This window comes from Rhodococcus sp. JG-3 (genome assembly GCF_000482405.1).
GTDB lineage: Bacteria > Actinomycetota > Actinomycetes > Mycobacteriales > Mycobacteriaceae > Rhodococcoides > Rhodococcoides fascians.
Genome location: NZ_KI519398.1, coordinates 1,303,150 through 1,328,902, shown reverse-complemented (window position 1 = coordinate 1,328,902; position 25,753 = coordinate 1,303,150). Strand labels below are relative to the sequence as shown.

Below are 25,753 nucleotides of genomic sequence, written 5' to 3'. Positions count from 1 at the left end.
TATGGCACAACAAGACCTGACGGTCGCGCCACTGATCGAACTCTCGGGAATCACCAAATCGTACGGCCCGGTGAAATCGCTTCGCGGAGTCGACCTTCGACTCGCCCGCGGCGAAGTACTCGGCGTCGTCGGAGACAACGGCGCCGGCAAGTCGACGCTCATGAAAATCCTTGCCGGTGCCGTCCAACACGACGGTGGCGAGATGCGCGTCAACGGAGAACCCGTGCGCTTCTCGACACCGCTGGACGCACAACAGAAAAAAATCGGCATCGTCTACCAAGACCTCGCCCTGTGCGACACCTTGGACGTCGCAAGCAATCTGTTCCTCGGCCGCGAGCCACGCAAGGGGCCGTTCCTCGATCGCCACGGGATGCACGAACGTTCCGCCAAGATTCTGGCGGACCTGCACGTGAAGGTGAAGTCGACCTACCAGGAGATCGGGCAACTCTCCGGTGGGCAACGCCAGACGGTGGCCATCGCACGCGCGGTCTCGTTTCGACCGGACGTGTTGATTCTGGACGAACCCACCGCCGCTCTTGCTGTGGCAGAGGTCGAATCGGTCCTCAAGCTCATCACCGACGTCGCAGCCCAAGGCGTCGGAGTCATCCTGGTGACGCACCGCCTACAGGACCTGTTCCGGGTCTGCGACCGCATCACCGTCATGTACGAGGGACAGAGCGTCGACGATGTTCCGATCGGCGATCTGAACATCGAGTCGCTCGTCGGATTGATCACGCGCACGCCGGTTCCCCAGCGTTCACCCTCCTCGTCGGAAGGCCGCCCATGATCACCGTGGACAAGAAAGACCAGCCGACCGTGGAGAAACTCGCGGCTCGCCCGACTCTGTGGCAGCAGACCAGCAAGCCGACCCTGGCCATGCTCGCGGTCACCATCGCAGTGGCCCTGGTGTTCTCGGTGACGACGTCCTCGTTCCTGACCTTCACCAATATCTCGAACCTCGCGACGCAGATCGCACCGGTTCTCATCATCGCCGTCGCCATGACGTTCGTGATCACCACCGGTCAGATCGATCTGTCGGTCGGAGCAACGGTTGCCTTCGTCGCCGCGATGAGCGCCGAACTCATCCAAGCCGGAGTCGACTCGTCGGTGGTATTCGTCGCGGCACCACTGATGGGCGCAGCATGGGGCCTGGTCAACGGCTGGCTCGCTGCATACCAGGGCATTCCGCCGTTCATCGTCACCCTGGCAACCCTGTCCATCATCCGCGGTATCGCGCTCTATCGAACCGAGGGCTTCTCGGTACCGATCACTCCCGGTACCGCCTTCGCGAAACTGGGTACGGCGTCGTGGCTGGGCTTTTCGGCAAGCGCATGGATTGCTCTGGCCGTAGTGATCGTCGGCGCTGTTGCGCTCAACCGCACACGATTCGGCCGCTACGTCACCGGAATCGGCTCGAACGTCGAATCCGTCCGACGCTCCGGCGTCAACACCCGTCGCGTGCTGATGATGACCTTGGTGTTCACCGGGCTCGCCGCGGGCATCGCGGGCCTATTGATCGCTGCACGACTCGGTTCGGGATCGGCCAACTCCGCCAATGGTTTCGAGCTCACCGTCATCACCGCAGTGGTGTTGGGAGGCACCAACCTGTTCGGCGGCCGGGGAACGGTCATCGGCACCGTCATCGGTGCAGTGTTGACCGGCATCATCGCCAACGGCCTGACGCTACTCGGTGTGAGCCCGTTCCTGACACCGATCATCACCGGTGTCGTTCTGCTCGTTGCCATCTGGATCAACATGCGCGGGCACTCCCTGGCTTCGCTGTTCAAGCACCTGCAGAGCGCACCGGGTAAGCAATGATCGTCCAGACCGTCACCGGGCCGATCGACTCCAGCGAACTGGGACTGGTGCTACCGCACGAGCATCTGCACAACGACGCCTCGACCGCGTATTCCGAAGCTGCCGACCCGGCTCTGGCGCAGTTGCTGTCCGGTCCGGTATCGGCGGACCGCGCCTGGCTGCTGCACGACAACCCGTACCACAGCGCAGACAACTGCCGAGTGGACGACGCGGCGGCCGTACTCGACGACCTGAAAGTGTTCGCGGACAACGGCGGTACCACGGTCGTCGACCTCACGCCGCCGGGCATCGGGCGGCGACCCGAGATCCTCGAGCACTACTCACGCGAGTCCGGAGTACGCGTCGTCATGGGTTCGGGCTGGTATCTCGAACCCACGCACCCGCCCGAGGTCACCGCGCTCGGTATCGACAACCTCGCGGCCCGGCTCATCGCCGAATTCACCGGCGACGGGCCGCGGCCGGGGGTGATCGGTGAGATCGGCGTTTCGCCGTCCTTCACCGACGCCGAGGCCAAAGCACTGAGAGCCGCCTGCATCGCCCAAAGAGAAACCTACGTCCCCTTGTTCGTCCATCTCCCGGGCTGGCAACGCAGAGGACATCAAGTCCTCGACATCGTCGTGGACGAGATGGGTGTCGACCCGGCAGCTGTGGTGCTCTGCCACATGGACCCCTCGGGCGACGACCCCGACTATCAGTGCGCCCTCGCCGATCGCGGAGTCTTCCTCGAGTTCGACATGATCGGCATGCCCTTCGAGTTCGCAGGCGAGGGCCAGTCGCCGTCGCCCGCCGATACCGCGTTCGCGATCTGCGGCCTCGTCGGCGGCGGCTATCGATCCCAGTTGCTGCTCAGCCACGATCTGTTTCTCAAGTCGATGCTCCGCAAGTTCGGTGGCAACGGATTGGCCTACGTTCCAGTCTCTTTCGCAGCGCGGCTGGTCCGCAGCGGAATGGACGCACACCACGTCTCCTCGCTCATGCAGGACAACCCCAGGTCGCTCTTCGAGAGCGCCGGAAAAGGATAGAGAACCACCATGGGTAAGAAAGTTCTGATCGCCGGCGAAAGCTGGATGACCTCGTCCACCCACGTCAAAGGCGTCGACGAATTCACCGTCCATTCCTACGTCGAAGGGGTCGGACCCCTGCGTGACGCACTCACCTCGCGCGGGCACGAAGTGGTTCACATGCCCGCGCACCTCGTTCCCACACAATTCCCCGGCACGGCCGAGGCCCTGTCCGAGTTCGACGTCATTGTGCTCTCGGACATCGGAGCCAATTCGATTCAGCTCGCGCCCAACGTGTTCGACCGCTTCCAGGCCGGCGACGACAGGCTTGCCGCACTGCGTGAGTGGGTGAGCAGCGGAGGAGGACTGATCATGATCGGCGGGTACCTGTCGTTCTCCGGTTTCCAAGCGCGCGCCGCGTATCGGCAGACTGTGCTCGCCGACGTATTGCCGGTGACACTGCTGGCCGAAGACGACCGAGTCGAGGCTCCCGGCGGAATGGTTCCCGATGTCGTCGACAGCACGCACGCCGCACTGGGTGCCAGCGGAACACAGTGGCCCGCCTTGCTCGGTTACAACCGAGTGGTACCGAAGGAGGGCGCTGCCGTGCCCGCCACCATCAATGGAGATCCGCTCGTCGCGGTCGGCGAATACGGCTCGGGCCGATCCGCGGTCTTCACCTCCGATTGCTCGCCGCACTGGGCCCCGCCCGAGTTCTGCGAACAATGGCCCGGTTACACCGACCTGTTCGACGGCTTGATCACGTGGGTTGCCGGCGCGTGACCCGCTCGCAGCAACTCGTCGAGCGTCAACAGCCCAACCTCGCTGCTGCTCAGCAAGTTCGGTTCATCGTGCAATCGACGGACGGATCACTCTCCGACGAGGCCTTTCGAAGGTACCTGGTGATCGAGGAGGCGTTCGTACTCACTGCAGTCCGCATTCTGGGGCTGGTCGTCGCGGAGTCGACGTCGTTGGACGACGCGTCGGATCATGTGATGTCGATGTCGAACCTCGTCGGAGAACAGCGAGCGTACTTCGCCGGTCTCCGCGAGAAGTTTCCGTTCGACGGCAATACCGAAGAGTTGATCGCGAGTTCCTCGGCGCTGTCGGACTATGCCCTCGGACTCGCGCAGCGAGAAGGTAGAAGTGCCGCTCTGGTAGCGATGTTCGCCGCCGAGACTCTGTACTTGTCGTGGTGCCGAACTGCGATGAGGTTCTCCACCGAACGCGAACCGGCACTTCAGGAATGGATTGCGATGCACACTCGATCAGCGTTTGCCGCTCAGGTCGACGCTCTGGCCCGAGAAGTCGACCGGATGGCCGCCGTGGACGACGAGACACTCGACAGGTGGTTCGAGGGGATGCTGGCCGCCGAGAACAAATTTCACAACGCAGTGTGAGTGCCTGCGGCAGTGGTGCGACTATATGCCCTCTGCGGCGCATTGCCGCACCACTGCGCGAAGCGCACTCAGCTCTTCTGCGGCTCGATGGTCTTCTGCGTGTTGTCGTGGGCGATCTCGATCTTGCGCGGCTTCGCGCGCTCCGCCAGCGGGATGGTGACCGTCAGGACCCCGTTGTCGTAGGAGGCCGAGATCTTCTCCGCGTCGACGCCGTCTCCCAAGGAGAGTTGCCGACGGTACGTTCCGGCGAACCGCTCCGACGAAAGCCACTGCACACCATCACTACTCGGAGCGGTGCGATGTGCCGTCAGAGTGAGGGTGCCGCGGTCGATGTCGACGTCGATGGAGCCGGGATCGACGCCGGGTAGGTCGGCGTTGAGTACGTAATGGTCGTCGAGCTTGTACAGATCCATCGGCATGAATCTGGGCGCACGGTCCGAACCACTGGTCGCGCCGAGCATGCCGGCAGCAATGGAGTCGAGGTCACGGAACGGATCGAAGCGAAGCACAGCAACCACCTCCTGTACGACGAAGCGTCCGCCCCTGTGGCGGGCCGCCCTTCACTGTGCAGAACCCAAATTAGCACTCTCCACCGGAGAGTGCCAATAGGGTAGTTCGATTTTTTTGTGTCCAATTGTGTTGCAGTGGTGCAGCTGTGGGCTCAACTGCACCACTGCGGACATCTCAGGCTGCGTCGGCCAGTCTGACGAGATCGCGCCCCTTGGTTTCCGGTGCCAGGTAGGCCGACACCAGGGTGATCGCGGAGTAGATCACGAGCATTGCCGCGATGGGCCACCAGCTACCGGTCCATGCGGTGAGGCTGGCCGCGAGCAGTGGTCCGATGGCGGTGGCGAGAATGCCGCCGATCTCCTTGGACAGCGCGAGCTGTGTGAATCGGGTACGTGCGCCGAACAGCTCCGCCATCGTCACGCTTTCGAGCGAGAACAGACCCAGCACACCGAGGTTCAGAGCAAGAACCATTGCGACGACGAGGGCTACGGTGTTGCCGCTGGTGACCATCAGCATCAGCGGGAACGCCAGGATCATGGTGAGCGCACTGAGCACCATGTACATCGGACGGCGGCCGAACTTGTCGCCCAGGATTCCGATGATCGGAATGGTGGCGAATCCGATGAGCGAGCCGTAGACGATCGCGCTGGTGGCGATGGAACGATCGATCAGCAGCGTCGACGCGATGTAACCGACCAGGAACGTCTGAATCAGTCCGGAGTTGCCCGCCTGACCGAACCGCAGACCCAGCGCGATGAAGAACGCGCGCCCCTTCTTCTGCTTGAGACCGGACTCGAGAACGCTGACCTTCACGTCCTCGTCGGTCTTCTCGATCTCGTCGCGCGAGAGAGCCACACCGTCGACCACGTCGGCACGCTCCTCGAAGACCGGGCTCTCCTTCAGGTTCGAGCGCAACCACACCGCGAAGATCATCAGGAAGAAGCTCGCGAGGAACGGCACTCGCCAGCCCCAGCTCAGCAACTGATCCTCGGACAGGACAGCGAGCAGAAGGGCCCAGATAGCCGAGGCCGCAAGGGTTCCGGAGTTGGTCCCCAGGGAGACCAGCGATGCGATGAGGCCACGACGCTTGTCCGGTGCATATTCGACCAACATGACCGTCGCCCCGGCGATTTCGGCTCCGGCACCGAACCCCTGGATCAGGCGAAGGGCGACGAGCAGGATCGGCGCCATGATGCCGATCGCGTCGTATGTCGGCAGTGCACCGATGAGGGTGGTGGATGCACCCATCATCGCAATGGTGATGAACAGGACCTTCTTTCGACCGATCCGATCGCCCATCCGGCCGAAGTAGATGGCACCGACCAGGCGGGCCACGTAGCCGACTCCGTAGGTGGCCATGGCGGCGATCAAGCCGATTGCCGGGCTCACGTCGGGGAAGAAGATGCGATTGAAAACGATCGCGGCGGCGAGCGAATACAGCTGGAAGTCCATGAACTCCATTGCCGTACCCAGCCAACCGGACATCGCCGCCTTGGTGAGGTCTTTAGTGCTGCGAGTCGGGACGGCGGTGTTACCGCGATCGTCCGTCGACTCGTTGGTGTCCTGTGACATCCGAAGCTCCATTGCTGGTGATGATCGATGAGTTCATGATGCGAGTTCGCCGCGGCCTCCGCGAGACCTGTGCCTCATCGAGGAGGGTTGGTGGCGCTCGCCACAGTGATATACAAGCACTGTTATACCAATACGTCAATGACCCTTCGCGAACCGAACTACGCGGTGCCGAGCGCACTCGCAGAACGGGCCAGTTCCTCTATCGCGGCCCAGTCCCCCGCCTGCACCAGTGAGCGCGGGGTGAGCCAGCTACCGCCGACACACACCACATTCGGCAACGCCAGGTAGTCGACGGCGTTCTGCGGGGTGATCCCACCGGTGGGGCAGAACGTCAAGTGCGGCAACGGGCCTGCCAGCGCACCCAGTGCCGCTGCGCCACCGGAGAACTCGGCGGGAAAGAACTTCATCTCGGTCGATCCGGACTCGGCAACAGTCATCGCCTCGGTCGCAGTCGACACGCCCGACAGAACAGGCACCGGTAGCGTGCGTACCGCGTCGAGAAGACCCTTCGACGATCCGGGTGAGACCAGGAACCTCGAGCCGGCATCCACCGATCTCATGGCATCGTCGCGGTTCAACACCGTTCCCGCGCCGATGACCACTTCCGGCACGTCCGCAGCGATTGCCGCAATGGCACCGAGCCCGGCCTCGGACCGCAACGTCATCTCGATGATGCCGATACCGCCCGCATAGAGTGCACGCGCCAGCGGCACTGCGTCCTCGACCCGATCGATCACGACGACGGGAATCACCGGACTCACGCGTAATACATCTCGGGCAGTGAGGTTTTCGAGCAATGCTTCGCGTTCGGAGGTCATACCAGCACTCGTTTCCACTCGCTCAGCGAGTTGGTCCGTAGGAAGTCGGTCCACGCAACGACCTGCGTGCCGAACGGTGACGTGGGCCCGAGATCGGACCCGAAAATGGACTCGACAGCGAGCAGGTCCGACGCCGACCCGGCCCGAGCCAAGTGCGCCGACAACGGATCGTCCAGTGCACGTCCGGCTTCCGTCTCGGCGAGAACGAAGGCGCACCAGGCTGCGACGGCGAGGGCGAGCATGTCCGTCGAACCACCGGCCGACGCGGCATCCCGCACGGTTCCGAGTAGGCGCGGTCCGAGCTTCTGCGATCCGTCCATCGCCACCTGCCGGGTAGTGTGTTTCAGCGCCGGGTTGGCGAATCTCGTGCGTACCTCGTTGCCGTACCCGACAGCGTCCATTCCGCCGGCCGTCGTCGGCGCAACATCTCGGAGAACCATGGCCCGGCATATCTCGTCGAGCTCCGGATCCTGGACCGCCTCCGCGATGGTGTTGTGTCCACGCAGAATTCCGAGGTAGGCCAACACCGAATGAGTGGCATTGAGGACGCGCAACTTCATGGTCTCCCACGGCTCCACGTCGTCGACGAACTGCACGCCCACTCGTTCCCACGCCGGTCGCGGACCCGCGAAATCGTCCTCGATCACCCACTGCCGAAAGGGTTCGCACACCACCAGGGCGTCGTCGCGCAGGCCGGTTCGTCGTTCGTTCTCCGCCCTGTCGTCGTCAGTGGTGGCGGGCACAATTCGATCGACCATGCTGCTGGGGAACGTGACTCGACGCGAGATCCATTCGGCCAGAGCGTCGTTCATGCCGCGTGCCTCTACGAAAACACGGACGAGTTCGGAGAGTATGTGCCCGTTGGACGGTAGGTTGTCGCAACACAACACCGTGAGGGGCGCATCGCCTGCCATGCGTCGAGCCAGGCCCGCCACCAACTGTCCGGCGACGGTGCGCGGCGGCCTGCCTGCCAGATCCGCCGCGATCTCCGGATCGTCCAGGCGCAGTCGACCCGACGCGGGGTCGAGTCGATACCCCTTCTCGGTGACCGTCAGCGTGACGATGTGCGTTGCGGGATCGGCGATGGCCTCGACCACCGCGCCGGGGTCAGCGGCCGCGTTCCGTACGTCGAGCATCGAACCGACGACGGTCGCCGTCGTCTCCTCGGTTCCCTTCTGCACCAGGGTGAACAACCCGTCCTGTGGGGCAAGCTGTTCCACCACGGTGTTACTGCGCTGAGTGAAACCGGTGATGCCCCAATTGGTCTCACCGGTCAGCAGCGCCGCCTCGTAGGTGAACGCGGCCTGATGCGCCCGATGGAATGCCCCGACGCCGAGATGCACGATTCCGCTGGCGGTGGGACGAACGACCTCGGCGGTCGCATCGGACAATCGCGTGGCCACCGTCATGTCGTCACTCGTTCTCTGTGACGTCGGATTTCGGACAGCGGTGCGATGAGACCGGTGCCGCCCCGCCCGCCGACGCTCAGCGATGCCGCAGCAGCTGCCATGGCCGCCGCCTCGCGAAGATCGTCGCCGAGAGCGAGACGCGCCGTCAGGGTGCCGGCGAACACATCACCGGCACCGGTCTGATCGATGACCTCGAGCGCGGGGATCACCGGCTGGTGCGACGTCCCCGCAGCGGTGAAGATGCTGGACCCTTCGGACCCTCGCGTGACCACCACGGAACGTGCACCCCAGCCCATCAGGAAAGCTGCAGCAGCCTCCGGTTCGGTTGTGCCCAGGAGCAATTCGATCTCGCTCGGTGCCGATGGCACCATCACCTCGGTACAGGGAGCAACGCTCTGCAGGAATGCGCGGGCCTCGTCGGCCGTGGTCAACCTGGGGCGAAAGTTGGGGTCGTAGACGAATCTGCCCGAGCGCTGCGCCGCGTGCAGCATCGTGCGGGCGAGCGTTGGCGACAGTGCCGCAGCGATTCCGCCGCCCAGCACGGCACCCGCCTGCTCGATCACACCCTCGGGCAGGTCTGCCACATCGAGCTGACTGCCCACCGATCCGGCTCGGGCATAGGAGAACTGGCGATTCCCCTCCGGATCGATGTGCAGGAAATAGACACCCTGCTGTCCGGGAACTCGCCGAATGTAGGTGTCGTCGATACCGAGTTCACGAATTCGCCGACAGACGGCGTCGCCGAGCTCGTCGTCGGATACCCGCGCGATCAGCGCGACCGAGGCACCCGCGGCCGCGGCAGCGGCACCTGCGTTGACGACATCTCCCGACACCCCGAGCACCCCGTGCGCTCCGTGTCGGAAGGCCTCGGTGGTCGAGACCTCGACGAGGGGCTCGCCGAGCAGGACGACATCGAATTGCGTTGTGGTCATGTGGCGCTTCACCAATCGTGCATGCTGCCGTCGAGACGGCGATTGACGGGCAGATACTTGGGGTTGTACGGGTACTTCGCGGCGGCCTCTTCGTTCACCTCGGCGCCGATGCCCGGCTTGTTTCCCGGGTGCATGAAACCGTCGGTGAAGGTGTAGCTGGTCTGGAACACATCGCCGGTCGGGTCGACGTGACCCATGTACTCCTGCACGCCGAAGTTCGGGATCGACAGATCGACATGCAATGCGGCTGCGAGGGAGACGGGCGAAAGATCGCCCGCACCATGAGATCCGGACCGAACGCCGTAGAGATCCGCCAACGAGAAGATTCTGCGCAGATGGGTGATGCCGCCGGCGTGTGAGACCGACGCTCGGATGTAGTCGATCCACCGGTTGGTGATCAGATCCTGGCAGTCCCAGATCGAGTTGAAGATCTCGCCGACGGCGATGGGGGTGGTCGTGTGTTGGCGAATGGTGGCGAAGGCACTCTGATCCTCGGCTGGAGTGGGATCCTCGATCCAGAACATCCGCATCTCTTCGAGGTCGCGACCCAGGCGTCCGGCCTCGATCGGACTCAGACGGTGATGCACGTCGTGCAGGAGATGGAAGTCGAACCCGTGACGTTCGCGCACGGCACCGAGCATCTGCGGTGCGAACCGCATGTACGGGGCGGTATCCCACGAATCTTCCTGCGGCGCAGCGCCGGATGCGGGTTCGTAGAAGCCGTCGACCGGAATTCCGTAGGTCTTCTTGAGACCGGGAATGGCCGACTGGGCACGAATTGCTTTGTAGCCCTTGTCGAGATGCGCTTGGACGTCGTCGAGCATCTCTTCGATGCTACCGCCGCTGGCGTGCCCGTAGACCATGATCCCGTCTCGTGCAGCACCACCGAGGAGCTGGTAGACCGGCAAATCGGCGGCCTTGCCCTTGATGTCCCACAGTGCGACGTCGACGGCTGCGATGGCCGTCATGGTCACCGGCCCACGTCGCCAGTAGGCACCCTTGTACAGGTACTGCCAGATGTCTTCGATCCGATGGGGATCGCGTCCGATCAGGAGTGGCGCAATGTGGTCCTTCAAGTACGACTCGACTGCGAGCTCGCGTCCGTTCAGCGTCGCATCACCCCACCCGACGATGCCCTCGTCGGTGGTGATCTTGAGCGTGACGTAGTTGCGGCCCGGAGCCGTCACGATGACGGTGGCGTCGATGATTTTCATTGCGGTCCTTGCGAAGTGGTGTCGATGACGATCTTGAGCTGGGTGGGGTCGGTGAGCGCGGCCTCGAGCGCTGCGGCAGATTCGGCCAACGGGTACGTCGATGTGACGAGTGCCGCGAGGTCCACTCGCGCCGATCCGGCGAGTGCGATCGCGTCGGCGAATGCCGAAGGGCCGTAACGGAAGCACCCGCGGATGTCGAGCTCCCAGCGTTGCACTGCTCCGATGGGGAATTCGGCAGACGCGCGTCCGGGCACGCCGACAAGCGCCAGAATGCCTGCCGGGCCGAGTGAGCGTGCCGCGTCGGCAATGGCTCCGGGATGTCCCGAGCAGTCGAAGGCAATGTCGAAAGCGCCTTCCGGCAGTGCGTCTTCGCCGGAACGCAACGTCGTGGTGGCACCCAGCGCTGCCGCGACCTCGAGCCGAGCGGGTGCGACGTCGGTGATGGTCGTCTCCGACGCGCCCAGGGCAATGACCGTCTGCAGAACCAACAGACCGATGGGCCCGGCACCGGTGATCGCGATGCGCTTGCCCAACACCGACCCGACCCGTGCGGCAGCCCACGCTGCGACGGCCAGGGGCTCGATGAGCGCTGCGACATCGTCGTCGATCGAATCCGGGAGTGGGTGCGCGAATTCGTTTGCGAGAACGACGGATTGCCGCAGCAGTCCGTGGTTCGGTGGGGATCCGAAACAGACAACGCTGGGGCAGACGTTGTAGTGACCGCTCAGGCTCAGCGGTGAGGTGCCCTTCGGAATCGCGGGTTCGATGGCCACTCGCTGGCCGATCCGGTCCTGGGACACGCCCGCGCCGACCTCGGTGACGACCCCGAATCCCTCGTGGCCCAAGACGGTGGGCTGCGTCAGCGAGTTGGAGCCGTTGCGGCCGTCGGCGTAGTAGTGCAGGTCCGAGCCACACAGGCTCACGCCGTGTACCTCCACCCTCACCTGGCCGTCGCCGACCTGCATACGGTCGATCTTCTCGATCCGCAGGTCACGTGGACCGTGTAGGACGGCTGCCTCGTCGTTGCCGCTGATCACTGCCATCGCTGTAGAGCCTCCGCCGTAGTGCCTTGAATATCAGTACTACCATACTAGTGACGGGCAGCACTTCGTCAAGGCTTCGGCCCTGTGGGTCACCGACGAGGTCACGTTAGTCTTGACCGGTGAGCACACAGAGCAGCAGGAAAGTCACCGCACGGGAGCGGGCGTACCGAGAATTGCGCCTACGCATCGTGTCGCTGACGCTCCCCCCGGGTAGCCCGCTGTCGGAGAACGACCTCGCCGAGCAGATGTCCGTGAGCCGCACACCCGTTCGCGAAAGCCTGATCCTGTTGGCCGAAGAGGGTCTGGTTCAGGTCTTCCCACAACTCGGCACCTTCGTCTCGCGGGTCGACACCGACCGTGTTGCCGATGCCCAATTCGTCCGGGAGGCAATCGAAACCGCATCTTTGAAAGATGCAGTCACGTCTCGCTCGGACCAGGACCTCGCTGCGTTGCGCGCCAATCTGGCAGCGCAGGCCGAGCCTGGAATCGACATGGACCAATTCTTCGAGTTGGACGAGCAATTCCACCAGCTACTCCTCGCAGCCGGAGGACATTCCGCCGCATGGCGATCCGTCGAATCCGCGAAAGCTCATCTGGACCGGGCCCGACGACTCGGTCTGCGCGATACCCGTCCCATCCCCGACCTCATCGAACAACACACCGCAATAGTCGACGGCCTCGAAGCCCGAGACTTCGAGGCCGCCGCCCAGTCGATGCGCGAGCACCTGCGCGCCGTATTCGCCGACGTCGAATACATCAAGAGCAAAAGCCCACACCTGTTCTCCAACAGCAACGAACGCCCGACGCGCAAGGTTGTCTCCAGCTGGGAATGAGTGCGGCTCTGCCGCTATGGCGGGTAGCTTGACCACCATGGACGATGAATCGAGCATCGAACCTGAGGACGGACATCGTTCGCTGACTTCCGGCCCTACCGTTCCGCGTTCTTCGCCCCCGGCCGTGCAAGAATTCGGCGCATGACCGATCGGTTGCCGCGCTATCGAGTTCTCACAAGTCCTGACGACGCTGCGTTCTGTCATCGCGTCAGCGACGCGATGAACCTCGGCTACGAGCTCCACGGTGGGCCCGCCCTGACGCACGGTAGCAATGGGGCAATCGTCGCCCAAGCTTTGATCTGGCCGAGTCCCGACGAACCCCCGCTGGTCCCGACGCAGGTGGGCATCGAGGCACCGAAAGATCCCGAGTGAACAACCAGCATGCGTTCGACCCCAGCACGACATAGAAGTTGCCGGCCTCTCGGTTGCAGTCGGCACCATCTCCAGAGCTGTTCTGCACCCGCCAACCGCGCACGACCCTCATAGAGGGAAGGGCTTCACCCACTCCGCTCGGTATCGATATCCGTCCTGCTCGGCATCGGGTCCGTACTCGGCAACCAAGTCCACGTATTCGACCGCTACCTGCTGCCCCTCGTGCAGCATACGAAAACCATCCATCTCGATCGCCGAGAAGAACACCCAACAGCCACCGGGAAATTCGGGCGCATCGAGAACACCCCAACCTTCATTACCGTCGAATTCACGAACCACCGCTCGAGTCGTCGAGGTCGGTACCGGCTCCGGCACGAACGGAACGCCGTCGTCCGAAGACCTGAAATCAGTGATGCTGCCGTCGGGGCCGTACGCCCAGGATGCTCCACGAAACGTCGGCTCGTCAGAGCCTCTGTCCATAACAACAATGCCTGCACCCGCCACGGCCAATGCCGCCAAGACATAGCCCCATTGCTTCGACTGCCCGGTACCCATCGCCTGACGATATCTGCACCGGCTCCCCGACCACACCGAGATACCTTCGCGGTTAGATAGCCTCGACAGCGAGTGCGACTCCGATACCGATGAACAGGACTCCGATCACTCGGTTCCAGGATGTCGACTTCGACGAACCACCGGTCAGACGGCCAACAGCCGCGGTGACCACCGCCCAGACCACCAAACCAATTGCCACATCCACGATTCCGAGTAACCCGATCTGCAGGGGAAGCGGTCCGTCGGCATCGACGAACTGCGGCAGCAGCGCGACGAAGAACAGAATGGCTTTCGGATTGAGCACGTTCGTCACCAGGCCCATGCGAAACCAGCGCACATCGGAGGTCGCACGCCTCTCCGACGACGACTGTCGCAGCGCGGAAATACCGAGCCACACCAGGTACAGACCCCCGAGAATCTGAATGATGCCTAGCGCCATCGGTGATCGGGAGATGAGCAGTGACAGCCCCACCACCGCAGCGATCATGTGCACGCACAGTCCGGTCTGCGCGCCGAGGCCCGCTCGCCACCCGGCACTACGGCTGCTCGCTGCCGCCCGGGCCACCACCGCGAAGTCCGGACCGGGTATCGCGTAGGCCAACAGCACGACGCCGAGGAACGGTAACCATTGGATGTCCGTCATCGTCTCGACGGTATCTGATGCTTTTCGATAGGTAAACCGTTAGAATCAGCGAATGGACTGGAACTGGCTCGGCGACCACTTCGCGCTCGACGTGGTCAACACCGTGCAGTTGCAACGCGGCACCTACGTCGAACTGATCGCCTCCACCGCCGATCTCCAGGAATGGGCCGAACTACAGGGTGCCCGGGTACCCGAGACAATCCCTGACGATGCCGACATCGACACATTCCGGCTGACGCGAGATCACCTGCTGGCGTTACTGCGGGCGGTGGCGTCGGACATGGAAGTTCCGGGAAACAGCGTCGACCACATCGACGACATTGCCCGACGCCATCCGGTGACACGTCGGCTCGATCTCGGGGGCGGCGGTGGCGTCGGACATGTTGTGGGGACGTCGGATCCGGTCGACGCGATACGCGCCCGTGCAGCGTCAGCGGTCATCGATCTACTGAATGGCCCGGATCGCGCACGATTGTCACTCTGCGACGCTCCGCGATGCGGTCAACTGTTTCTGCAGGATCGGCCCAATCAGCAATGGTGTTGCAGCGCATGCGGAAATCGAGCACGTGGGGCACGACACCACGCAAAGGAGAAGCGCGGATCGTGAACATCTCAGTACGCCAGGTGGCTCAGCCGACACATCTACGCCCCCAGCAGCAATCCACACCCCCCACACGGGGCGTAAATTCCGAACCGGGGCGTAGATTGCAACCCCCACCCACACATCCGCGCCCCCACCGACACATCAGCTCCCCACATTCGGAAACCCGACGCCGATCGGAGTCAGAAATCCGAAACTGAGGAGCCGATACGCGGCAACAAGCGCAGCCGACACATCTACGCCCCCAGCAGCAATCCACACCCCCCACACGGGGCGTAAATTCCGAACCGGGGCGTAGATTGCAACCCCCACCCACACATCCACGCCCCCACCGACACATCAGCTCCCCACATTCGGAAACCCGACGCCGATCGGAGTCAGAAATCCGAAACCGAGGAGCCGATACGCGGCAACAGGCTCAGCCCAATTGCACTGTCGCAGTAGCGCGGTGGCCGAAGATTCGCTTGCCCTCGAAGGTCGCGCCGATCGAGATGACGGCCGTACGGGACTCCTCGTCCTTCGACTTGATCTTGCCGCCGAAAACGATTTCGGCCGGCTTGTGTGTGTCCACCGGGATCGGGGTGGTGAATCGAACGGTGTAGTCCTTCACCGCGCCTGGATCGCCGAGCCACTCGCTGATGAATCCGCCGCCGACACCCATGGTGAGCATGCCGTGCGCCAGGACGTTCTCGAGATCGATCATCTTGGCGAACTTCTCGTCCCAGTGAATCGGGTTCGCGTCACCGGCGACGCCGGCGTAGTTCACCAAATCTCCGCGAGTCAAACGCACAGTGCGCGAGGGCAATTCGTCTCCGACATTGACCTCGTCGAACTTCCGAGTGGGCTGGCCCCGGTACTCCTCGACGATGAGCGGCTCGTGCTCCTGGGGAGTGGACAGGGTGTCGTGCTCACTCGCCTCGGCACTGCTGGTGTCGGTCGTTGCACCGAACATCACGATGTTGCGAGCCGCCTCGGAGATGGCCGGATCGATCTCGCCGGATCGCCCGACTAGCAGCGTGGTGTACGTGGTCTGCACCAGTTCGTTCTTCTGGTTGGACACGACGTTCTTGGTGATCATCATGTCTCGACCCATGACCGTCTTGAACGCGTCGAGGGAGACATCGCAGGTCAACTGGTCACCGGCCAGAATCGGCTTCTGGAACACCAGTAGCTGATCGGTCTGCAGAATCTGGCTGAGGTCGTAGCCCTCGGCGATGGACTGCAACAGCTTCTTCTGCGCCAGAGTGCCGACCAACGACATGAACGTCAGCGGGGCCACCAGAGCGCTGTGGCCCAGTGCTGCTGCGGCATCGCCGTCCCAGTGGGCGGGGTGGAAATCCTGAACGGCACGGGCGTACTCGCGAACCTTCTCGCGGCCCACCTCGTAGTAGTCCTCGGTGCGGTAGTGATACCCGACCATGCTGCGCGCGTGCTCCGCCGGATCGAATGCTCCCGCATCGGATGCTGCTGCGCCGGACTCCGCTACCTGCTCTGCCACTGTTGCCCCACCGTCTCGTCCCTACTGTTCATCATTACCCGAGCAACCTACCCAACGACGACGCACGTTGGCCAGGAAGGGGCTCAGGCAGAACGGTGCCGCGGGGCGTCCCGGTACCCCACCATGCCCACCATCGCGGCCGGCTGAGTCAGCACCGACGCACTGCTCATCGCGCCGCGCGGACGGTGTTGGCGCGACGCGACCGCATCGATCGCCATCAGGGCAGCCCCGTGCGCAGTGAGGGACTCGGGATTGGCAGGCGCGACGACGGGCAACATCAGATCGCGTCGAAACATCCGACGAAGCGACGGCAGGTTGGCGCATCCGCCCACCATCACCAACGCATTCACGGCGCAAGGTGCGTCGACGATGATGCTGGCCACCCAATCTTCCAGTGATCGGATACTGCGCTCGAGAACATCGTCGAACGTGTTGCGCCACAAGCGGACCGGCCCGCCGACGAACGGCCCGGCGACCTCGGCCACCCGCAGGCGTGACAGCTGTTCGCGTGCCGTGCGAACGGACACCAGCAACTCCGCGCGCGCCCGTTCCGAGGCCAATTCGTCTGCCCCGTAGACGGACAGAAGGTAACGCGAGATCTGGGCGTCACACCCGATCCCGCCGAACAACGTGGTGCGGACCGAACTGTGCACCACTCCCGTGGCAGGGTCGGCAATGGACACGGTGGTTCCCGACGCTCCGATGTCGCACACGGCCACGGTGCGCGCACCCTCGAGCATCCCCGTGCCGCGTAGATACCGAAGTTGTGCCCCGAGCTCCGACGCCACCAGCAGACGATCGGCCTCGTACGTGGAATATGCCGACGTGCGTCCGCGCGCACCGGGATCGTCCGGAACGGCGAGAACGATGTCCGGTCGATCCACCATCTGATCCCGCGACATCGAATCCAACAGATCGAGCGCGACCTGCAGATGGTCGTCGGGATCGAACGATCGCACGACGTGCGCAGAACGGACCGACTCGTCCGACGCATCCAGGGCTACACCCCGGGCAATGGCTGAACCCACCGAGACACCAAGGACAGATCTCATGTTCCCTCGACTCGCCTAGCTACTCCGACCTGGCGATCGTAGCGCCTCGAACCGTCGAGAAGTCGGTAACTGCCCTGTTCTATTCAACTTTCGGTTTGTTTTGGGATTCGTTACAACAACTCGGACCACGAGTTGGGTCAGGCGACGTGCCCAAACCCGTCCCGACGGTCGGCGAGCAACGAGCCCCACTCCTCCTGCGCCGACGACATCGCGGCACAGCCCACGCCGTTGTCGGAGTCCATTCCTCGTGCCGCAGTGACGATGGACCGAGCCGACTGCACGAGAGAAACATCGAAACGGAAACTGTGCGCTGCCAATTCGGCGAACGCCTCATCCGGACTGCAGCCGCGCAGGGCAATGAGGACACCCACCGCCCTGTCGATGGTCGTGCGCGTCACCGGTTCTACTGCGGATTTGTCGGTCATCGAGAACTCACCGTCTACTGGTCGATCACCCGATGGTAGCCAGGCTCGAGCAGAAGTTCAGGTGTCCGAGTCGAATTCACACACCTGTCACACCACGGACTTTTCGAAGTAGCGAACCCGCTCGCTCACAACGGATTATCGATGAAATCGTCACTCGGCCGGATCGGTGACAGGAGGTTCCTCCGTCCGAGGCGCGGGCTCGGGATCCGTCGGCCCCGAAGGCTCCGTGGGCTCCACGGGCTCGGTCGGCCCCGTGGGCTCCGTCGGCTCCGTGGGCTCGGTCGGACCCGGTTCCGTGGGATCGGGGACGTCCGTATCGGTGGGAGCTGTGGTTTCGTCGTCGGTCGGCGGAGTCTCGGTCTCGGGCTTCGAGATCTCTGTTTTCGTATCCCGGCCACCGGGGGCGGAATTGCCGCCACCCGAGTTGCCCCGTCCCGTCGACGACGAACTCGGTGCGTTCGACGTCGCACTCGGGGCCGCCGGGACCGCGTCGATCCAGATGTCGCCCGACCCGGAGCCGACGGTCGACACATCCAGAACACCCGCGCCGATCGGTGGAACCGCGGACGGCCCAGCCACAGGAACAACCGGCCCCGCGCTCGACGCCGGCCGACCGGGCGCCGATGGGGCGATGCTGGAATCTGCGGTATCGAGTACTGCGTCCTGAGTCGGCGCGGGCGAGGAGAACGCCCACACGGTTGCGCCACTCAGAGCAGCCAGCACGGCCACACCCAATCCGACCATGGTCCATCGAGATCCTCGCGACGCAGCATCGTATTCTCCGGCCCGATCGTCCCAGTCGGGTTGCCCCGCAGCGATCTCGTCACCCGACGGACGGCCCGTCCTGGACGCGGCACCGACGACGGCGGCGGCCACGTCCAACGGGTACTCGTCGGGCAACCGCGGATCGTCCATCGCCAAGACCTCGACGTCGACGACGCGGTGGTCGGCCAGCGCGGCCCGAACGATCTCGCCGTGCAGAAGGTTGTCGCAGACCACGGCGGCACCGTCGACGATCAGGTCTCGTTGTGCGGCCTGTACACGCATGATTCCGAGAACCGTCGCAACGGCGTCACCGATTCCGCCGGGGGCAGCGGCGATCGACACGGGTCGCGAGGTGACCGGGCCCAGACCGGGGAGATCGGTTTCGACCAAGACGGCCGAGATCTCGTCGGTTCCGACGTGAACGCCCAACGCAACGGACATACCCGTCGACCCCCCTACTCGATTCGGCCTCACAGTACACTTCGAGGGCCTAAACGGGGAAAACGATGGTTTGTGTGCGGGGTCAGAACTCCAGCTTGCTCGCCTCGTCACGAGCCAGTTCGGCTGCACGGCGCTCACGCTCGAAGAGCAGTCCGAACGTGAACCCGTTCTCGCCGGAGGCGGTTCCCGCTCGGGCCCCGAGGGTGCGCAGAATCTCCGCCGCGATGACGGCATCCTGATGCTCGCCCAGAACTTCCTGAATCTGCTTGTATCTCTTGATATTCGACTTGGACACCTTCTTGTCCACGACGGGTGCCACCAACTCGGCCGCATACCGAGCCCGCTTCGAGGCCTTCCTCGCGCGGTGCAGTTGCTCGTCGTCGGTGCCTCGCACAGCCTTCTCGGTGCGGTCTACGGCCTTCTTACCGGCCTTACGCGCCAGCTTGATCAGCAACCGCTCGCTCACCTCGCCGTCGATCGGCAATCCCCTCGACCAGGCAGCCACGGTCGTGAGCAACTCTCGGTAGCGCTCTCCGTCGAGCTCGGCCATCGCGGCTTCGCGGTGGCGGATCTGCTCGGCCAGCAGGTCGTTCTCGATGCGCGACGCAACCGGGCCCAGAACCAGTTCCGACGGAAGGTCTCGCAGCGCCGCTGCAAACCGCGCCCGCTGCACCTGCCGATCTCGCACCTCGCCGAGCAGGCTTGCATACCAGGACAATTCGGCTTCGAGTGCGGCCGCGGGCTCGTCCTCGAACACGCTGCCGAAGACGCGAAGCGTACTGCGATAGCGCCTGATGGCCACCCGCGTGGAGTGAATCGGATCCAGTCCGCGGCGCAGATACACGTCGCCGGCCACGATGGCCTGCGCTTGCTCGTCGAGATAATCGACGAGCAACCGAAGCCCGTCGTGCGCCGGCTCCTCCCGAACCACCGACAGCGCACGATTCAACTTGGACGGATGTGCCGACGGCGTCGCACCCGACGCGCGAAGCACCTTGCTCGCCTTCTTCAGGAACGATTCCGAGCCGGCGGGCCCGAGCTCGACCTCCATCTCACGCCACTGCGGCCCGGTCGCGCCGCCGATCAGGACGACCGACACCGCGTCGTCGGCGAATTCGGCCACGACGGCTCCGGATGCATCGGTGACGGTACGAATCTTCCGACGCGTCGTCAGGGTGGCGACAGCCGACAGCTGCTTGCCCATGACCGCCCCGCGCAGTACGTCGGCCAGCTCGTCGGGCACGACCTGCGGGTCGCCGTGACCGAGCGGAAGCCTGATCTCGGTTCGCGCCTTCTCCGCAGGAACCTTTGCGTGCCAACCGTTATCGGAGTCTCCGGTGCGTCGCCGAAGGGTGATTCCCCGACGCAGCAGATCGTGACCGGTGGTGTCGAAGTACTCGCTGACCAGTTCGGTGTCGGTCTCCACCGCCGCGCCGTCGGCAGGAACGAGCGAGGTGAGGGAGGGGAACTCGAAGTCTGCATCGACATCGAACTTGTCTTCGCGCTCGGTCTGTGACTCCATACCGACCATCCTGCCTCGAGGACGCTGCCCCGTGGCGGTCGAAACCGTAGATCTATCGCCGCCACGGCGAAACGAACGGCGGTGTCTACGGTCGCCGGGGCGTGGTAATGGTGGGTTTCGTCGGGGTCGAGGCGCGAGTGGTGGTGTGCGGCACCGTCGTTGTGGTCGGTGCAGTGGTTGTCGGCGCAGTGGTGGTCTGCGCAGTGGTGGTCGTGGGGTGAGTCGGAGCCGTCGTGGTGGTCGGAGCCGTGGTCGTCGTCGGAACTCGAGTGCCCTCACGCGCGGGCCGAAGGACAGTGACGTCAGGAATCGTGTGGCTTGGAGGCGGTGACTCGCCACTGTTCGGCGAGGTGGGTGCAGGAGAGGACGTCGAGACTCCGGATGTCGGAGACGTCGAGGACGACGCGGCCCCGTCCGTGGCCGACACCGAGGGCGGCGTCGACACGGACGGTGAGCCGTCCACGGCCGGCATCACAGCCTGCGATCGGGCGGAGGGCGACGCGTTCTGCGAGGTCGCGATCGACGGTTCGGGGGTGTCGTCGGTGGTTCGGGCCGCTGCCGCGGCCACGGTTCCGGCCACGCACACCGCAACGAGCGCGGCGAGTGCGCCCCCGACGCGGCGGGACTTCGCTGCCCTGGCCATTCGCCTCGACGGGCTGCCGCTGTGCCGCGGACGATGGGAGGGAACGGCGGTCACGGCGGCCACGGTAGGGGCCGGTGCAGGCCTGGCTCCCACGGTCCGCGCGATCCCGGCCGCCCCACGGGCGGCCAACAATTCCGGTCGTTCCGGAACGTAGACGGGCACCGACACGGCGTCGAACAGTGTCTGCCGAACGATCTGCATGTTGGCACCGCCGCCGACTGCGACGATCGCCTCCACGTGAACGCCGCTCGCGGCGACGGACTCGAGCACGTCGACGGCTGTGGAGACTGCCGCACGAACGGCGTCGCCGATGAGCTCGTCGAGGTCGTGTCGGCACAACGACGCGCGACCGCCGACGAACGGCCCGACGACAGAGACGCTGCGCAGGATCGACAGCTGGTGTTTGCCGTCTTGCACGTCGTGCACGAGCTGTCGACGAGCTGCCACCGTCAACGCCTCCGCCGCGCCGAACGTCTCGATCAGGTGGTCGCTGAGCACACGGTCGCAGTCGTCGCCGCGGAGTTCTTCGGTGCGATGCGAGGCCAGGACGCGACCGGACTCGACGTCGACCACCGACACGCTGGTGCCGGATGCGCCGACGTCGAACAGCGCGACGCAACGCTCACCGGCGAGCACTCCGGTTTCTCGCAACGCGCCCAGCTGCGCACCCAGTTCGGATACGAGCACGATGCCGTCGGAGAAGTCCTCGCGGAAGGCCGTGTCGGGATCGCTCTCGCGAAGGGCGAGCACCGGGTAGTGGCGAGCGGACGCGTATTCGTCTGCCGTGCTGTGCACCGATGCGACGACGGCATCCCAGGGATCCGGGGCGAGACCGTGGGGCGCGGGCCCGGTGGCAACCGGTTCGAGGACGTGGAGCACCGTGTCGACACCCGAGCTGTCGCTGATCACACTGCGGACGCCACTCGACCCCAGGGAAGCGCCGAGTACGGACGGATCGGGTACCGCGGACACGAGAAACCTCATTCTGGTAGGCCCCAACCCACGTTCGAGCACCAGAATACCGCTACAACCGGGAACTCACCAGGTTTCGTCCAAGAAAACAGACCGAACGTTGGTCTATGTCACGTCCGACTGGATGAAGTTCAGATACGCCTTCGACGGAGTGGGACCACGCTGCCCCTGGTACTTGGAGCCCACCGCGGCGCTGCCGTACGGATTCTCCGAGGGTGACGACAGCCGGAACAGGCACAGCTGCCCGATCTTCATTCCCGGCCACAGCGTGATCGGCAGGTTGGCGACGTTGGACAACTCCAACGTGATGTGACCGCTGAATCCCGGGTCGATGAATCCTGCCGTCGAGTGGGTGAGCAGTCCCAGCCGGCCCAGAGAGCTCTTCCCCTCCAGTCGACCCGCCAGATAATCCGGCAACGTCGTCAGTTCGAGAGTGGAACCGAGGACGAATTCCCCCGGATGAAGAACGAACGGCTCACCCGCTCGTGGCTCCACCAACGTCGTCAGCTCGTCCTGCTGCTGGGACGGATCGATGTGGGTGTACCGGGTGTTGTTGAACACCCGGAACAGCTTGTCGAGTCGCACATCGACGCTCGACGGCTGCACCATCGACGGATCGAAGGGATCGATCGCCAGGTTGCCCAGGGTCACTTCGGCACGAATGTCACGGTCGGAGAGCAGCACCACTGCAGGCTACTGGTCCTCACGGGCTTACGCGAAGCACCCGAGTGACCACTTCCACAGGTACGTGCGGACCGAACAGTCGGACAATCGATCGGTCACACCTCTCACATTCGGTGACACTCCCTCAGGAAGAGCCCCTATGTACATTCGACCCAAGCGCATTCGAATCGACGTTCCTTCGTACTTCGATCATCCCTCCCAGTGCCACATTCTGGCCACGACTCCCACCCGAAGTCCCGCTTTGTGGACGCAATTTCTCGACGGTGCCGAAGAAAGCTATCGACGCCACGACGTGACACCAGCGCTCGAGATATCGGCAATTCGCGACGGCGGGACCACCGCATTGTTCTTCGCCGCTCTCGACCGAACCGGAACGATCCTCGGCGGAGTTCGCGTTCAAGGGCCGTATTCTTCGGCCGATCAATCACACGCACTCGTCGAATTCGCCGCGCATCCCGAGGGCCGACACCGCGTTCGCGCGATGCTCGACAGCCGCATCGAGGACGGGGTCGTCGAGATCAAGTCGGCGTGGGTTGCCCCGGGAGCACCCCGCGGCCGCGCCGTCACCACCATGATCGCGCAGTCACCGGCGTACAGCACAGCACTGCTGGGCGCTCGTTACGCGCTGGCCACTGCCGCCTCCCACGTCCGCGCCGCGTGGCTGCGCACCGGAGCAGCGATCGCAACGCACATCGAACCGGTGCCCTACCCCGACGACCGATACCGAACCGAGGTGTTCTGGTGGGACCGAACGACTCTCGCGTTCGATGCCGAACTCGAGACGTGGCGGCGCATGAAACGCAACACGGTCTCGCTGCTCGCGCAGCACGGCACGTCGAAGAACCTGCACTCGGCGGTGGCGTCGTGACGATTCCGAACACTGCCGAATACAGCTGGCAGCCTGTGATATTCGACGAGACGGTCGCCACACAGCGAGCCGCCCTGGACGAGCTACGGGGTGACACCTCGATCACCGTTCTCGACGAACGCGCCACTCAGCGAGCCGGACTGCATGCATTGTTGCCGAGCCCTGAGCAGAGCCTTCTCGACGAAAGCGACAGGTGGGTCTATTTCCCGTGGCGCAATACCGTCGTCGCCGTTCTCGGTCCGAATTCGTATCGGCACCTCCGACTGGACCGAAACAGAAACAAGATAACTCTCGAGGAACAGCAGAAATTGGGAGATCTCACGATCGGCGTCATCGGTTTGAGCGTCGGACACGCCATTGCGCACACTCTTGCACTCGAGGGAATCTGCGGAACTCTTCGCCTCGCGGATTTCGACGAGATAGAACTGTCGAACCTCAACAGGATTCCGGCGTCGATCATCGATCTGGGTGTCAACAAAGCGATCGTCGCCGCCCGGCGAATCGCCGAAATAGATCCGTACCTGACGGTGGAGGTCTTTCGGAACGGGATCGACGAGACCACGATCGACGAGTTCTTCGACGGACTCGACCTGCTCGTCGAGGAATGCGACTCCCTCGACATCAAGGTCCGCGCACGAGAGGCGGCCAGGTCGCGTCGAATCCCCGTACTGATGGAGACCTCCGATCGAGGTCTGCTGGACGTCGAGCGATTCGACCTCGAACCACAGCGGCCGGTGTTTCATGGAGTACTCGGCGACATCGAGTCCGCCGGCCTGCACGGACTCGGAACCCGCGACAAGATTCCCATCGTCCTCGATCAGCTCGACGCCTCCCTGCTCTCGGCTCGGATGGCGGCCTCGATGGTGGAGGTGGGCGAAACGATCGAGACATGGCCCCAGCTGGGCGGCGACGTCCAACTCGGGGGTGCCACCATCGCCGCGGCGGTCCGACGCTTCGGGACCGGAGCGCACCTACCGTCCGGCCGTATCCGCATCGATCTCGAGGTGCACCTCGACGGGCTGAACACGCCGGCCCCCACCCGCAGACAGGTCGACTCGGGTGATGCGGCCGGTCCGCAGAGCGTGGATTCTCATGACTCGATACTCGAAGCAGCACGCCGAGCGCCTTCCGGTGGAAACAGTCAGCCGTGGACCTTCTCCTCGAACGGGCCGACCTTCCGGGTCGACGTCGATCGATCCCGAACGTCCACTCTCGATATCGCGTACCGCGGCAGCTTCGTCGCTGTGGGCGCAGCCGGATTCAACGCGCGCGTGGCCGCCGACGCCCAGGGCACGCTCGCCGGCATCGAGATCACCGACGAGGCGGTCGAGCTGTCGTTGCGCGACGGTACCGCCGGGCCGATCACCGATCGACGCCTCCTCGACGCCGTGCTCACCCGATCCACGGACCGCGAGCTCGGGTCACCGTCGACGCTGGACGATGCGGTGGTCGCCGATCTCGTTGCGGCCGCAGCCGCCGAAGGCGGACGTGCCGTGCTGTTGACGACGCGCGAGTCCATCACCGCGGCAGCGGACATTCTCGCGGCCGCCGACCGGATTCGGTATCTCACGCCGCATCTGCACCGAGAGATGTTCTCCGAACTGCGCTGGGCAGGCGATCCGGACCCGGATCGGGGCATCGACGTCGCCAGCCTCGGCATCGACGCCGCAGACCTGTCCACGCTGGACATCATCGGGCGGCCCGACGTCATGGCGCTCGTGTCTGCCTGGAACGCAGGCGCTGCTCTGGCCACCGACATGCGCGATCGGGTATCGGCGAGCTCCGCGCTCGCAGTGATCGTGGTGCCCGGATCGACTCCAGCGCATTACATCCGGGGTGGATTTGCAACGGAGAACGTTTGGGTGACTTCACATCTGCACGCACTGGCAGTTCAACCCGTCTCACCACCGTTCCTCTACGCGCGCACGATGGACGAGCACCGAGAATTGTCTCCGACCCACGCAGAGACGTTGCAGCAGTTGAACTTCGAGCTGCGGACGTTGGCGGAACTGGACGAGGCCGAGTCGATCGCTCTGGTGTTGCGGCTCGGCACTGCGCCACGAGGCGCGATATACAGTCGCAGAGTCGCGGTTTCGGCGTCCTTACCGGGGTAGAGTCCGGCATAGACCAGGGGGAACAGTCCTGCACTGCGTCTACAGGAG

At 64.2% G+C, this 25,753-nt stretch carries 26 protein-coding genes; 10 read left to right on the top strand and 16 right to left on the bottom strand.

Annotated elements, in window-relative coordinates; translation table 11 throughout:
- The first annotated feature begins 1 nt into the window (after nt 1).
- Genes K414_RS0107715 through K414_RS0107695 form a run of 5 tightly spaced genes read left to right on the top strand, consistent with a single transcriptional unit; the run spans nt 2 to nt 4,219 of the window.
- Complete coding sequence (locus K414_RS0107715; RefSeq protein ID WP_027495430.1) at nt 2-787, top strand: ATP-binding cassette domain-containing protein; 786 nt, start codon at nt 2-4, stop codon at nt 785-787.
- Nucleotides 784-1,818 carry an ABC transporter permease gene (locus K414_RS0107710; RefSeq protein WP_027495429.1) on the top strand — a complete coding sequence of 345 codons (1,035 nt, stop codon included), beginning with the start codon at nt 784-786 and terminating at the stop codon, nt 1,816-1,818. The genes K414_RS0107715 and K414_RS0107710 overlap by 4 nt, the downstream gene beginning before the upstream one ends.
- Complete coding sequence (locus K414_RS0107705) at nt 1,815-2,840, top strand: phosphotriesterase (protein WP_027495428.1); 1,026 nt, start codon at nt 1,815-1,817, stop codon at nt 2,838-2,840. Before K414_RS0107710 ends, K414_RS0107705 begins: the two co-directional genes overlap by 4 nt.
- Nucleotides 2,841-2,849: 9 nt before the next feature.
- Nucleotides 2,850-3,602: a glutamine amidotransferase gene (locus K414_RS0107700; RefSeq protein WP_027495427.1), complete on the top strand. Its 753-nt coding sequence runs from the start codon at nt 2,850-2,852 to the stop codon at nt 3,600-3,602.
- On the top strand, nt 3,599-4,219 hold the full coding sequence (locus tag K414_RS0107695) for a TenA family protein (protein ID WP_027495426.1): 621 nt from the start codon (nt 3,599-3,601) through the stop codon (nt 4,217-4,219). Before K414_RS0107700 ends, K414_RS0107695 begins: the two co-directional genes overlap by 4 nt.
- Before the next feature lie 68 nt (nt 4,220-4,287).
- On the opposite strand, the gene K414_RS0107690 is transcribed toward K414_RS0107695, so the two are convergent.
- From K414_RS0107690 to K414_RS0107660, 7 genes are all read right to left on the bottom strand, one after another.
- Nucleotides 4,288-4,728: an Hsp20/alpha crystallin family protein gene (locus K414_RS0107690; RefSeq protein WP_027495425.1), complete on the bottom strand. Its 441-nt coding sequence runs from the start codon at nt 4,726-4,728 to the stop codon at nt 4,288-4,290.
- Nucleotides 4,729-4,903: 175 nt separating this feature from the next.
- Nucleotides 4,904-6,301: an MFS transporter gene (locus tag K414_RS0107685; protein WP_027495424.1), complete on the bottom strand. Its 1,398-nt coding sequence runs from the start codon at nt 6,299-6,301 to the stop codon at nt 4,904-4,906.
- A gap of 158 nt (nt 6,302-6,459) precedes the next feature.
- The gene (gene eda / locus K414_RS0107680; RefSeq protein ID WP_032371737.1) at nt 6,460-7,119 is read right to left on the bottom strand and encodes a bifunctional 4-hydroxy-2-oxoglutarate aldolase/2-dehydro-3-deoxy-phosphogluconate aldolase; all 660 of its coding nucleotides are present in this window, start codon (nt 7,117-7,119) and stop codon (nt 6,460-6,462) included.
- On the bottom strand, nt 7,116-8,528 hold the full coding sequence (locus K414_RS0107675; RefSeq protein ID WP_027495422.1) for a mannitol dehydrogenase family protein: 1,413 nt from the start codon (nt 8,526-8,528) through the stop codon (nt 7,116-7,118). Before K414_RS0107675 ends, eda begins: the two co-directional genes overlap by 4 nt.
- A complete protein-coding gene (locus K414_RS0107670; protein WP_027495421.1) occupies nt 8,525-9,460 on the bottom strand; it encodes a sugar kinase in 936 nt (311 codons plus the stop codon). Before K414_RS0107670 ends, K414_RS0107675 begins: the two co-directional genes overlap by 4 nt.
- A gap of 8 nt (nt 9,461-9,468) precedes the next feature.
- Nucleotides 9,469-10,674, bottom strand: a complete 1,206-nt coding sequence (gene manD, locus K414_RS0107665; protein ID WP_027495420.1) for a D-mannonate dehydratase ManD — start codon at nt 10,672-10,674, stop codon at nt 9,469-9,471.
- The gene (locus K414_RS0107660; protein WP_027495419.1) at nt 10,671-11,717 is read right to left on the bottom strand and encodes a Zn-dependent alcohol dehydrogenase; all 1,047 of its coding nucleotides are present in this window, start codon (nt 11,715-11,717) and stop codon (nt 10,671-10,673) included. Before K414_RS0107660 ends, manD begins: the two co-directional genes overlap by 4 nt.
- Nucleotides 11,718-11,836: 119 nt before the next feature.
- Between K414_RS0107660 and K414_RS0107655 the strand changes: the two genes are divergently transcribed.
- Together K414_RS0107655 and K414_RS26305 are read left to right on the top strand one after the other, a co-directional pair.
- Nucleotides 11,837-12,550 carry a GntR family transcriptional regulator gene (locus K414_RS0107655; RefSeq protein WP_027495418.1) on the top strand — a complete coding sequence of 238 codons (714 nt, stop codon included), beginning with the start codon at nt 11,837-11,839 and terminating at the stop codon, nt 12,548-12,550.
- Between the two features lie 141 nt (nt 12,551-12,691).
- The gene (locus K414_RS26305) at nt 12,692-12,922 is read left to right on the top strand and encodes a DUF1737 domain-containing protein (protein WP_037218995.1); all 231 of its coding nucleotides are present in this window, start codon (nt 12,692-12,694) and stop codon (nt 12,920-12,922) included.
- Between the two features lie 108 nt (nt 12,923-13,030).
- Here K414_RS26305 and K414_RS29325 read toward each other — a convergent pair whose 3' ends face one another.
- Both K414_RS29325 and K414_RS0107640 read right to left on the bottom strand, forming a co-directional pair.
- On the bottom strand, nt 13,031-13,477 hold the full coding sequence (locus tag K414_RS29325; RefSeq protein WP_202595052.1) for a cold shock domain-containing protein: 447 nt from the start codon (nt 13,475-13,477) through the stop codon (nt 13,031-13,033).
- A gap of 52 nt (nt 13,478-13,529) precedes the next feature.
- On the bottom strand, nt 13,530-14,120 hold the full coding sequence (locus tag K414_RS0107640; RefSeq protein ID WP_027495416.1) for a LysE family translocator: 591 nt from the start codon (nt 14,118-14,120) through the stop codon (nt 13,530-13,532).
- 52 nt (nt 14,121-14,172) lie between these two features.
- Here K414_RS0107640 and K414_RS28145 point away from each other — a divergent pair, with 52 nt between their 5' ends.
- A complete protein-coding gene (locus tag K414_RS28145; RefSeq protein ID WP_051364990.1) occupies nt 14,173-14,727 on the top strand; it encodes an ABATE domain-containing protein in 555 nt (184 codons plus the stop codon).
- Nucleotides 14,728-15,139: 412 nt separating this feature from the next.
- Here the strand turns inward: K414_RS28145 and K414_RS0107630 are convergent, their stop codons facing one another.
- The 7 genes from K414_RS0107630 to dcd form a co-directional block, all read right to left on the bottom strand.
- Nucleotides 15,140-16,219: a fused (3R)-hydroxyacyl-ACP dehydratase subunits HadA/HadB gene (locus tag K414_RS0107630; protein ID WP_027495415.1), complete on the bottom strand. Its 1,080-nt coding sequence runs from the start codon at nt 16,217-16,219 to the stop codon at nt 15,140-15,142.
- Between the two features lie 83 nt (nt 16,220-16,302).
- On the bottom strand, nt 16,303-17,247 hold the full coding sequence (locus K414_RS26295) for an Hsp70 family protein (RefSeq protein WP_051364989.1): 945 nt from the start codon (nt 17,245-17,247) through the stop codon (nt 16,303-16,305).
- Between the two features lie 161 nt (nt 17,248-17,408).
- Entirely contained in the window at nt 17,409-17,696 is a 288-nt protein-coding gene (locus K414_RS0107620) for an ANTAR domain-containing protein (RefSeq protein ID WP_027495414.1), read from the bottom strand.
- Between the two features lie 150 nt (nt 17,697-17,846).
- Nucleotides 17,847-18,902 carry a hypothetical protein gene (locus tag K414_RS29320; protein WP_051364988.1) on the bottom strand — a complete coding sequence of 352 codons (1,056 nt, stop codon included), beginning with the start codon at nt 18,900-18,902 and terminating at the stop codon, nt 17,847-17,849.
- A gap of 82 nt (nt 18,903-18,984) precedes the next feature.
- Nucleotides 18,985-20,424, bottom strand: a complete 1,440-nt coding sequence (locus K414_RS0107610) for a CYTH and CHAD domain-containing protein (protein ID WP_027495413.1) — start codon at nt 20,422-20,424, stop codon at nt 18,985-18,987.
- An 85-nt stretch (nt 20,425-20,509) separates the two neighbouring features.
- Nucleotides 20,510-22,039 (bottom strand): Hsp70 family protein, encoded by a 1,530-nt coding sequence (locus tag K414_RS0107605; RefSeq protein ID WP_161631780.1) that lies wholly within the window; start codon nt 22,037-22,039, stop codon nt 20,510-20,512.
- 105 nt (nt 22,040-22,144) lie between these two features.
- On the bottom strand, nt 22,145-22,723 hold the full coding sequence (dcd, locus tag K414_RS0107600; RefSeq protein ID WP_027495411.1) for a dCTP deaminase: 579 nt from the start codon (nt 22,721-22,723) through the stop codon (nt 22,145-22,147).
- A gap of 139 nt (nt 22,724-22,862) precedes the next feature.
- Between dcd and K414_RS29050 the strand changes: the two genes are divergently transcribed.
- Together K414_RS29050 and K414_RS0107590 are read left to right on the top strand one after the other, a co-directional pair.
- Nucleotides 22,863-23,591 carry a hypothetical protein gene (locus K414_RS29050; RefSeq protein WP_051364987.1) on the top strand — a complete coding sequence of 243 codons (729 nt, stop codon included), beginning with the start codon at nt 22,863-22,865 and terminating at the stop codon, nt 23,589-23,591.
- Entirely contained in the window at nt 23,588-25,705 is a 2,118-nt protein-coding gene (locus tag K414_RS0107590) for an Rv1355c family protein (RefSeq protein WP_161631779.1), read from the top strand. Before K414_RS29050 ends, K414_RS0107590 begins: the two co-directional genes overlap by 4 nt.
- Nucleotides 25,706-25,753 lie beyond the last annotated feature (48 nt).

Bases quoted from the DNA above. Each gene is read 5' to 3' on its own strand.
- K414_RS0107715 (WP_027495430.1), top strand. From the start codon at position 2: ATGGCACAACAAGACCTGACGGTCGCGCCACTGATCGAACTCTCGGGA.
- K414_RS0107710 (WP_027495429.1), top strand. From the start codon at position 784: ATGATCACCGTGGACAAGAAAGACCAGCCGACCGTGGAGAAACTCGCG.
- K414_RS0107705 (WP_027495428.1), top strand. From the start codon at position 1,815: ATGATCGTCCAGACCGTCACCGGGCCGATCGACTCCAGCGAACTGGGA.
- K414_RS0107700 (WP_027495427.1), top strand. From the start codon at position 2,850: ATGGGTAAGAAAGTTCTGATCGCCGGCGAAAGCTGGATGACCTCGTCC.
- K414_RS0107685 (WP_027495424.1), bottom strand. From the start codon at position 6,301: ATGTCACAGGACACCAACGAGTCGACGGACGATCGCGGTAACACCGCC.
- eda (WP_032371737.1), bottom strand. From the start codon at position 7,119: ATGACCTCCGAACGCGAAGCATTGCTCGAAAACCTCACTGCCCGAGAT.
- K414_RS0107675 (WP_027495422.1), bottom strand. From the start codon at position 8,528: ATGACGGTGGCCACGCGATTGTCCGATGCGACCGCCGAGGTCGTTCGT.
- K414_RS0107670 (WP_027495421.1), bottom strand. From the start codon at position 9,460: ATGACCACAACGCAATTCGATGTCGTCCTGCTCGGCGAGCCCCTCGTC.
- manD (WP_027495420.1), bottom strand. From the start codon at position 10,674: ATGAAAATCATCGACGCCACCGTCATCGTGACGGCTCCGGGCCGCAAC.
- K414_RS0107660 (WP_027495419.1), bottom strand. From the start codon at position 11,717: ATGGCAGTGATCAGCGGCAACGACGAGGCAGCCGTCCTACACGGTCCA.
- K414_RS26305 (WP_037218995.1), top strand. From the start codon at position 12,692: ATGACCGATCGGTTGCCGCGCTATCGAGTTCTCACAAGTCCTGACGAC.
- K414_RS29325 (WP_202595052.1), bottom strand. From the start codon at position 13,477: ATGGGTACCGGGCAGTCGAAGCAATGGGGCTATGTCTTGGCGGCATTG.
- K414_RS0107640 (WP_027495416.1), bottom strand. From the start codon at position 14,120: ATGACGGACATCCAATGGTTACCGTTCCTCGGCGTCGTGCTGTTGGCC.
- K414_RS28145 (WP_051364990.1), top strand. From the start codon at position 14,173: ATGGACTGGAACTGGCTCGGCGACCACTTCGCGCTCGACGTGGTCAAC.
- K414_RS0107620 (WP_027495414.1), bottom strand. From the start codon at position 17,696: ATGACCGACAAATCCGCAGTAGAACCGGTGACGCGCACGACCATCGAC.
- K414_RS29320 (WP_051364988.1), bottom strand. From the start codon at position 18,902: ATGTCCGTTGCGTTGGGCGTTCACGTCGGAACCGACGAGATCTCGGCC.
- K414_RS0107610 (WP_027495413.1), bottom strand. From the start codon at position 20,424: ATGGAGTCACAGACCGAGCGCGAAGACAAGTTCGATGTCGATGCAGAC.
- K414_RS29050 (WP_051364987.1), top strand. From the start codon at position 22,863: ATGTACATTCGACCCAAGCGCATTCGAATCGACGTTCCTTCGTACTTC.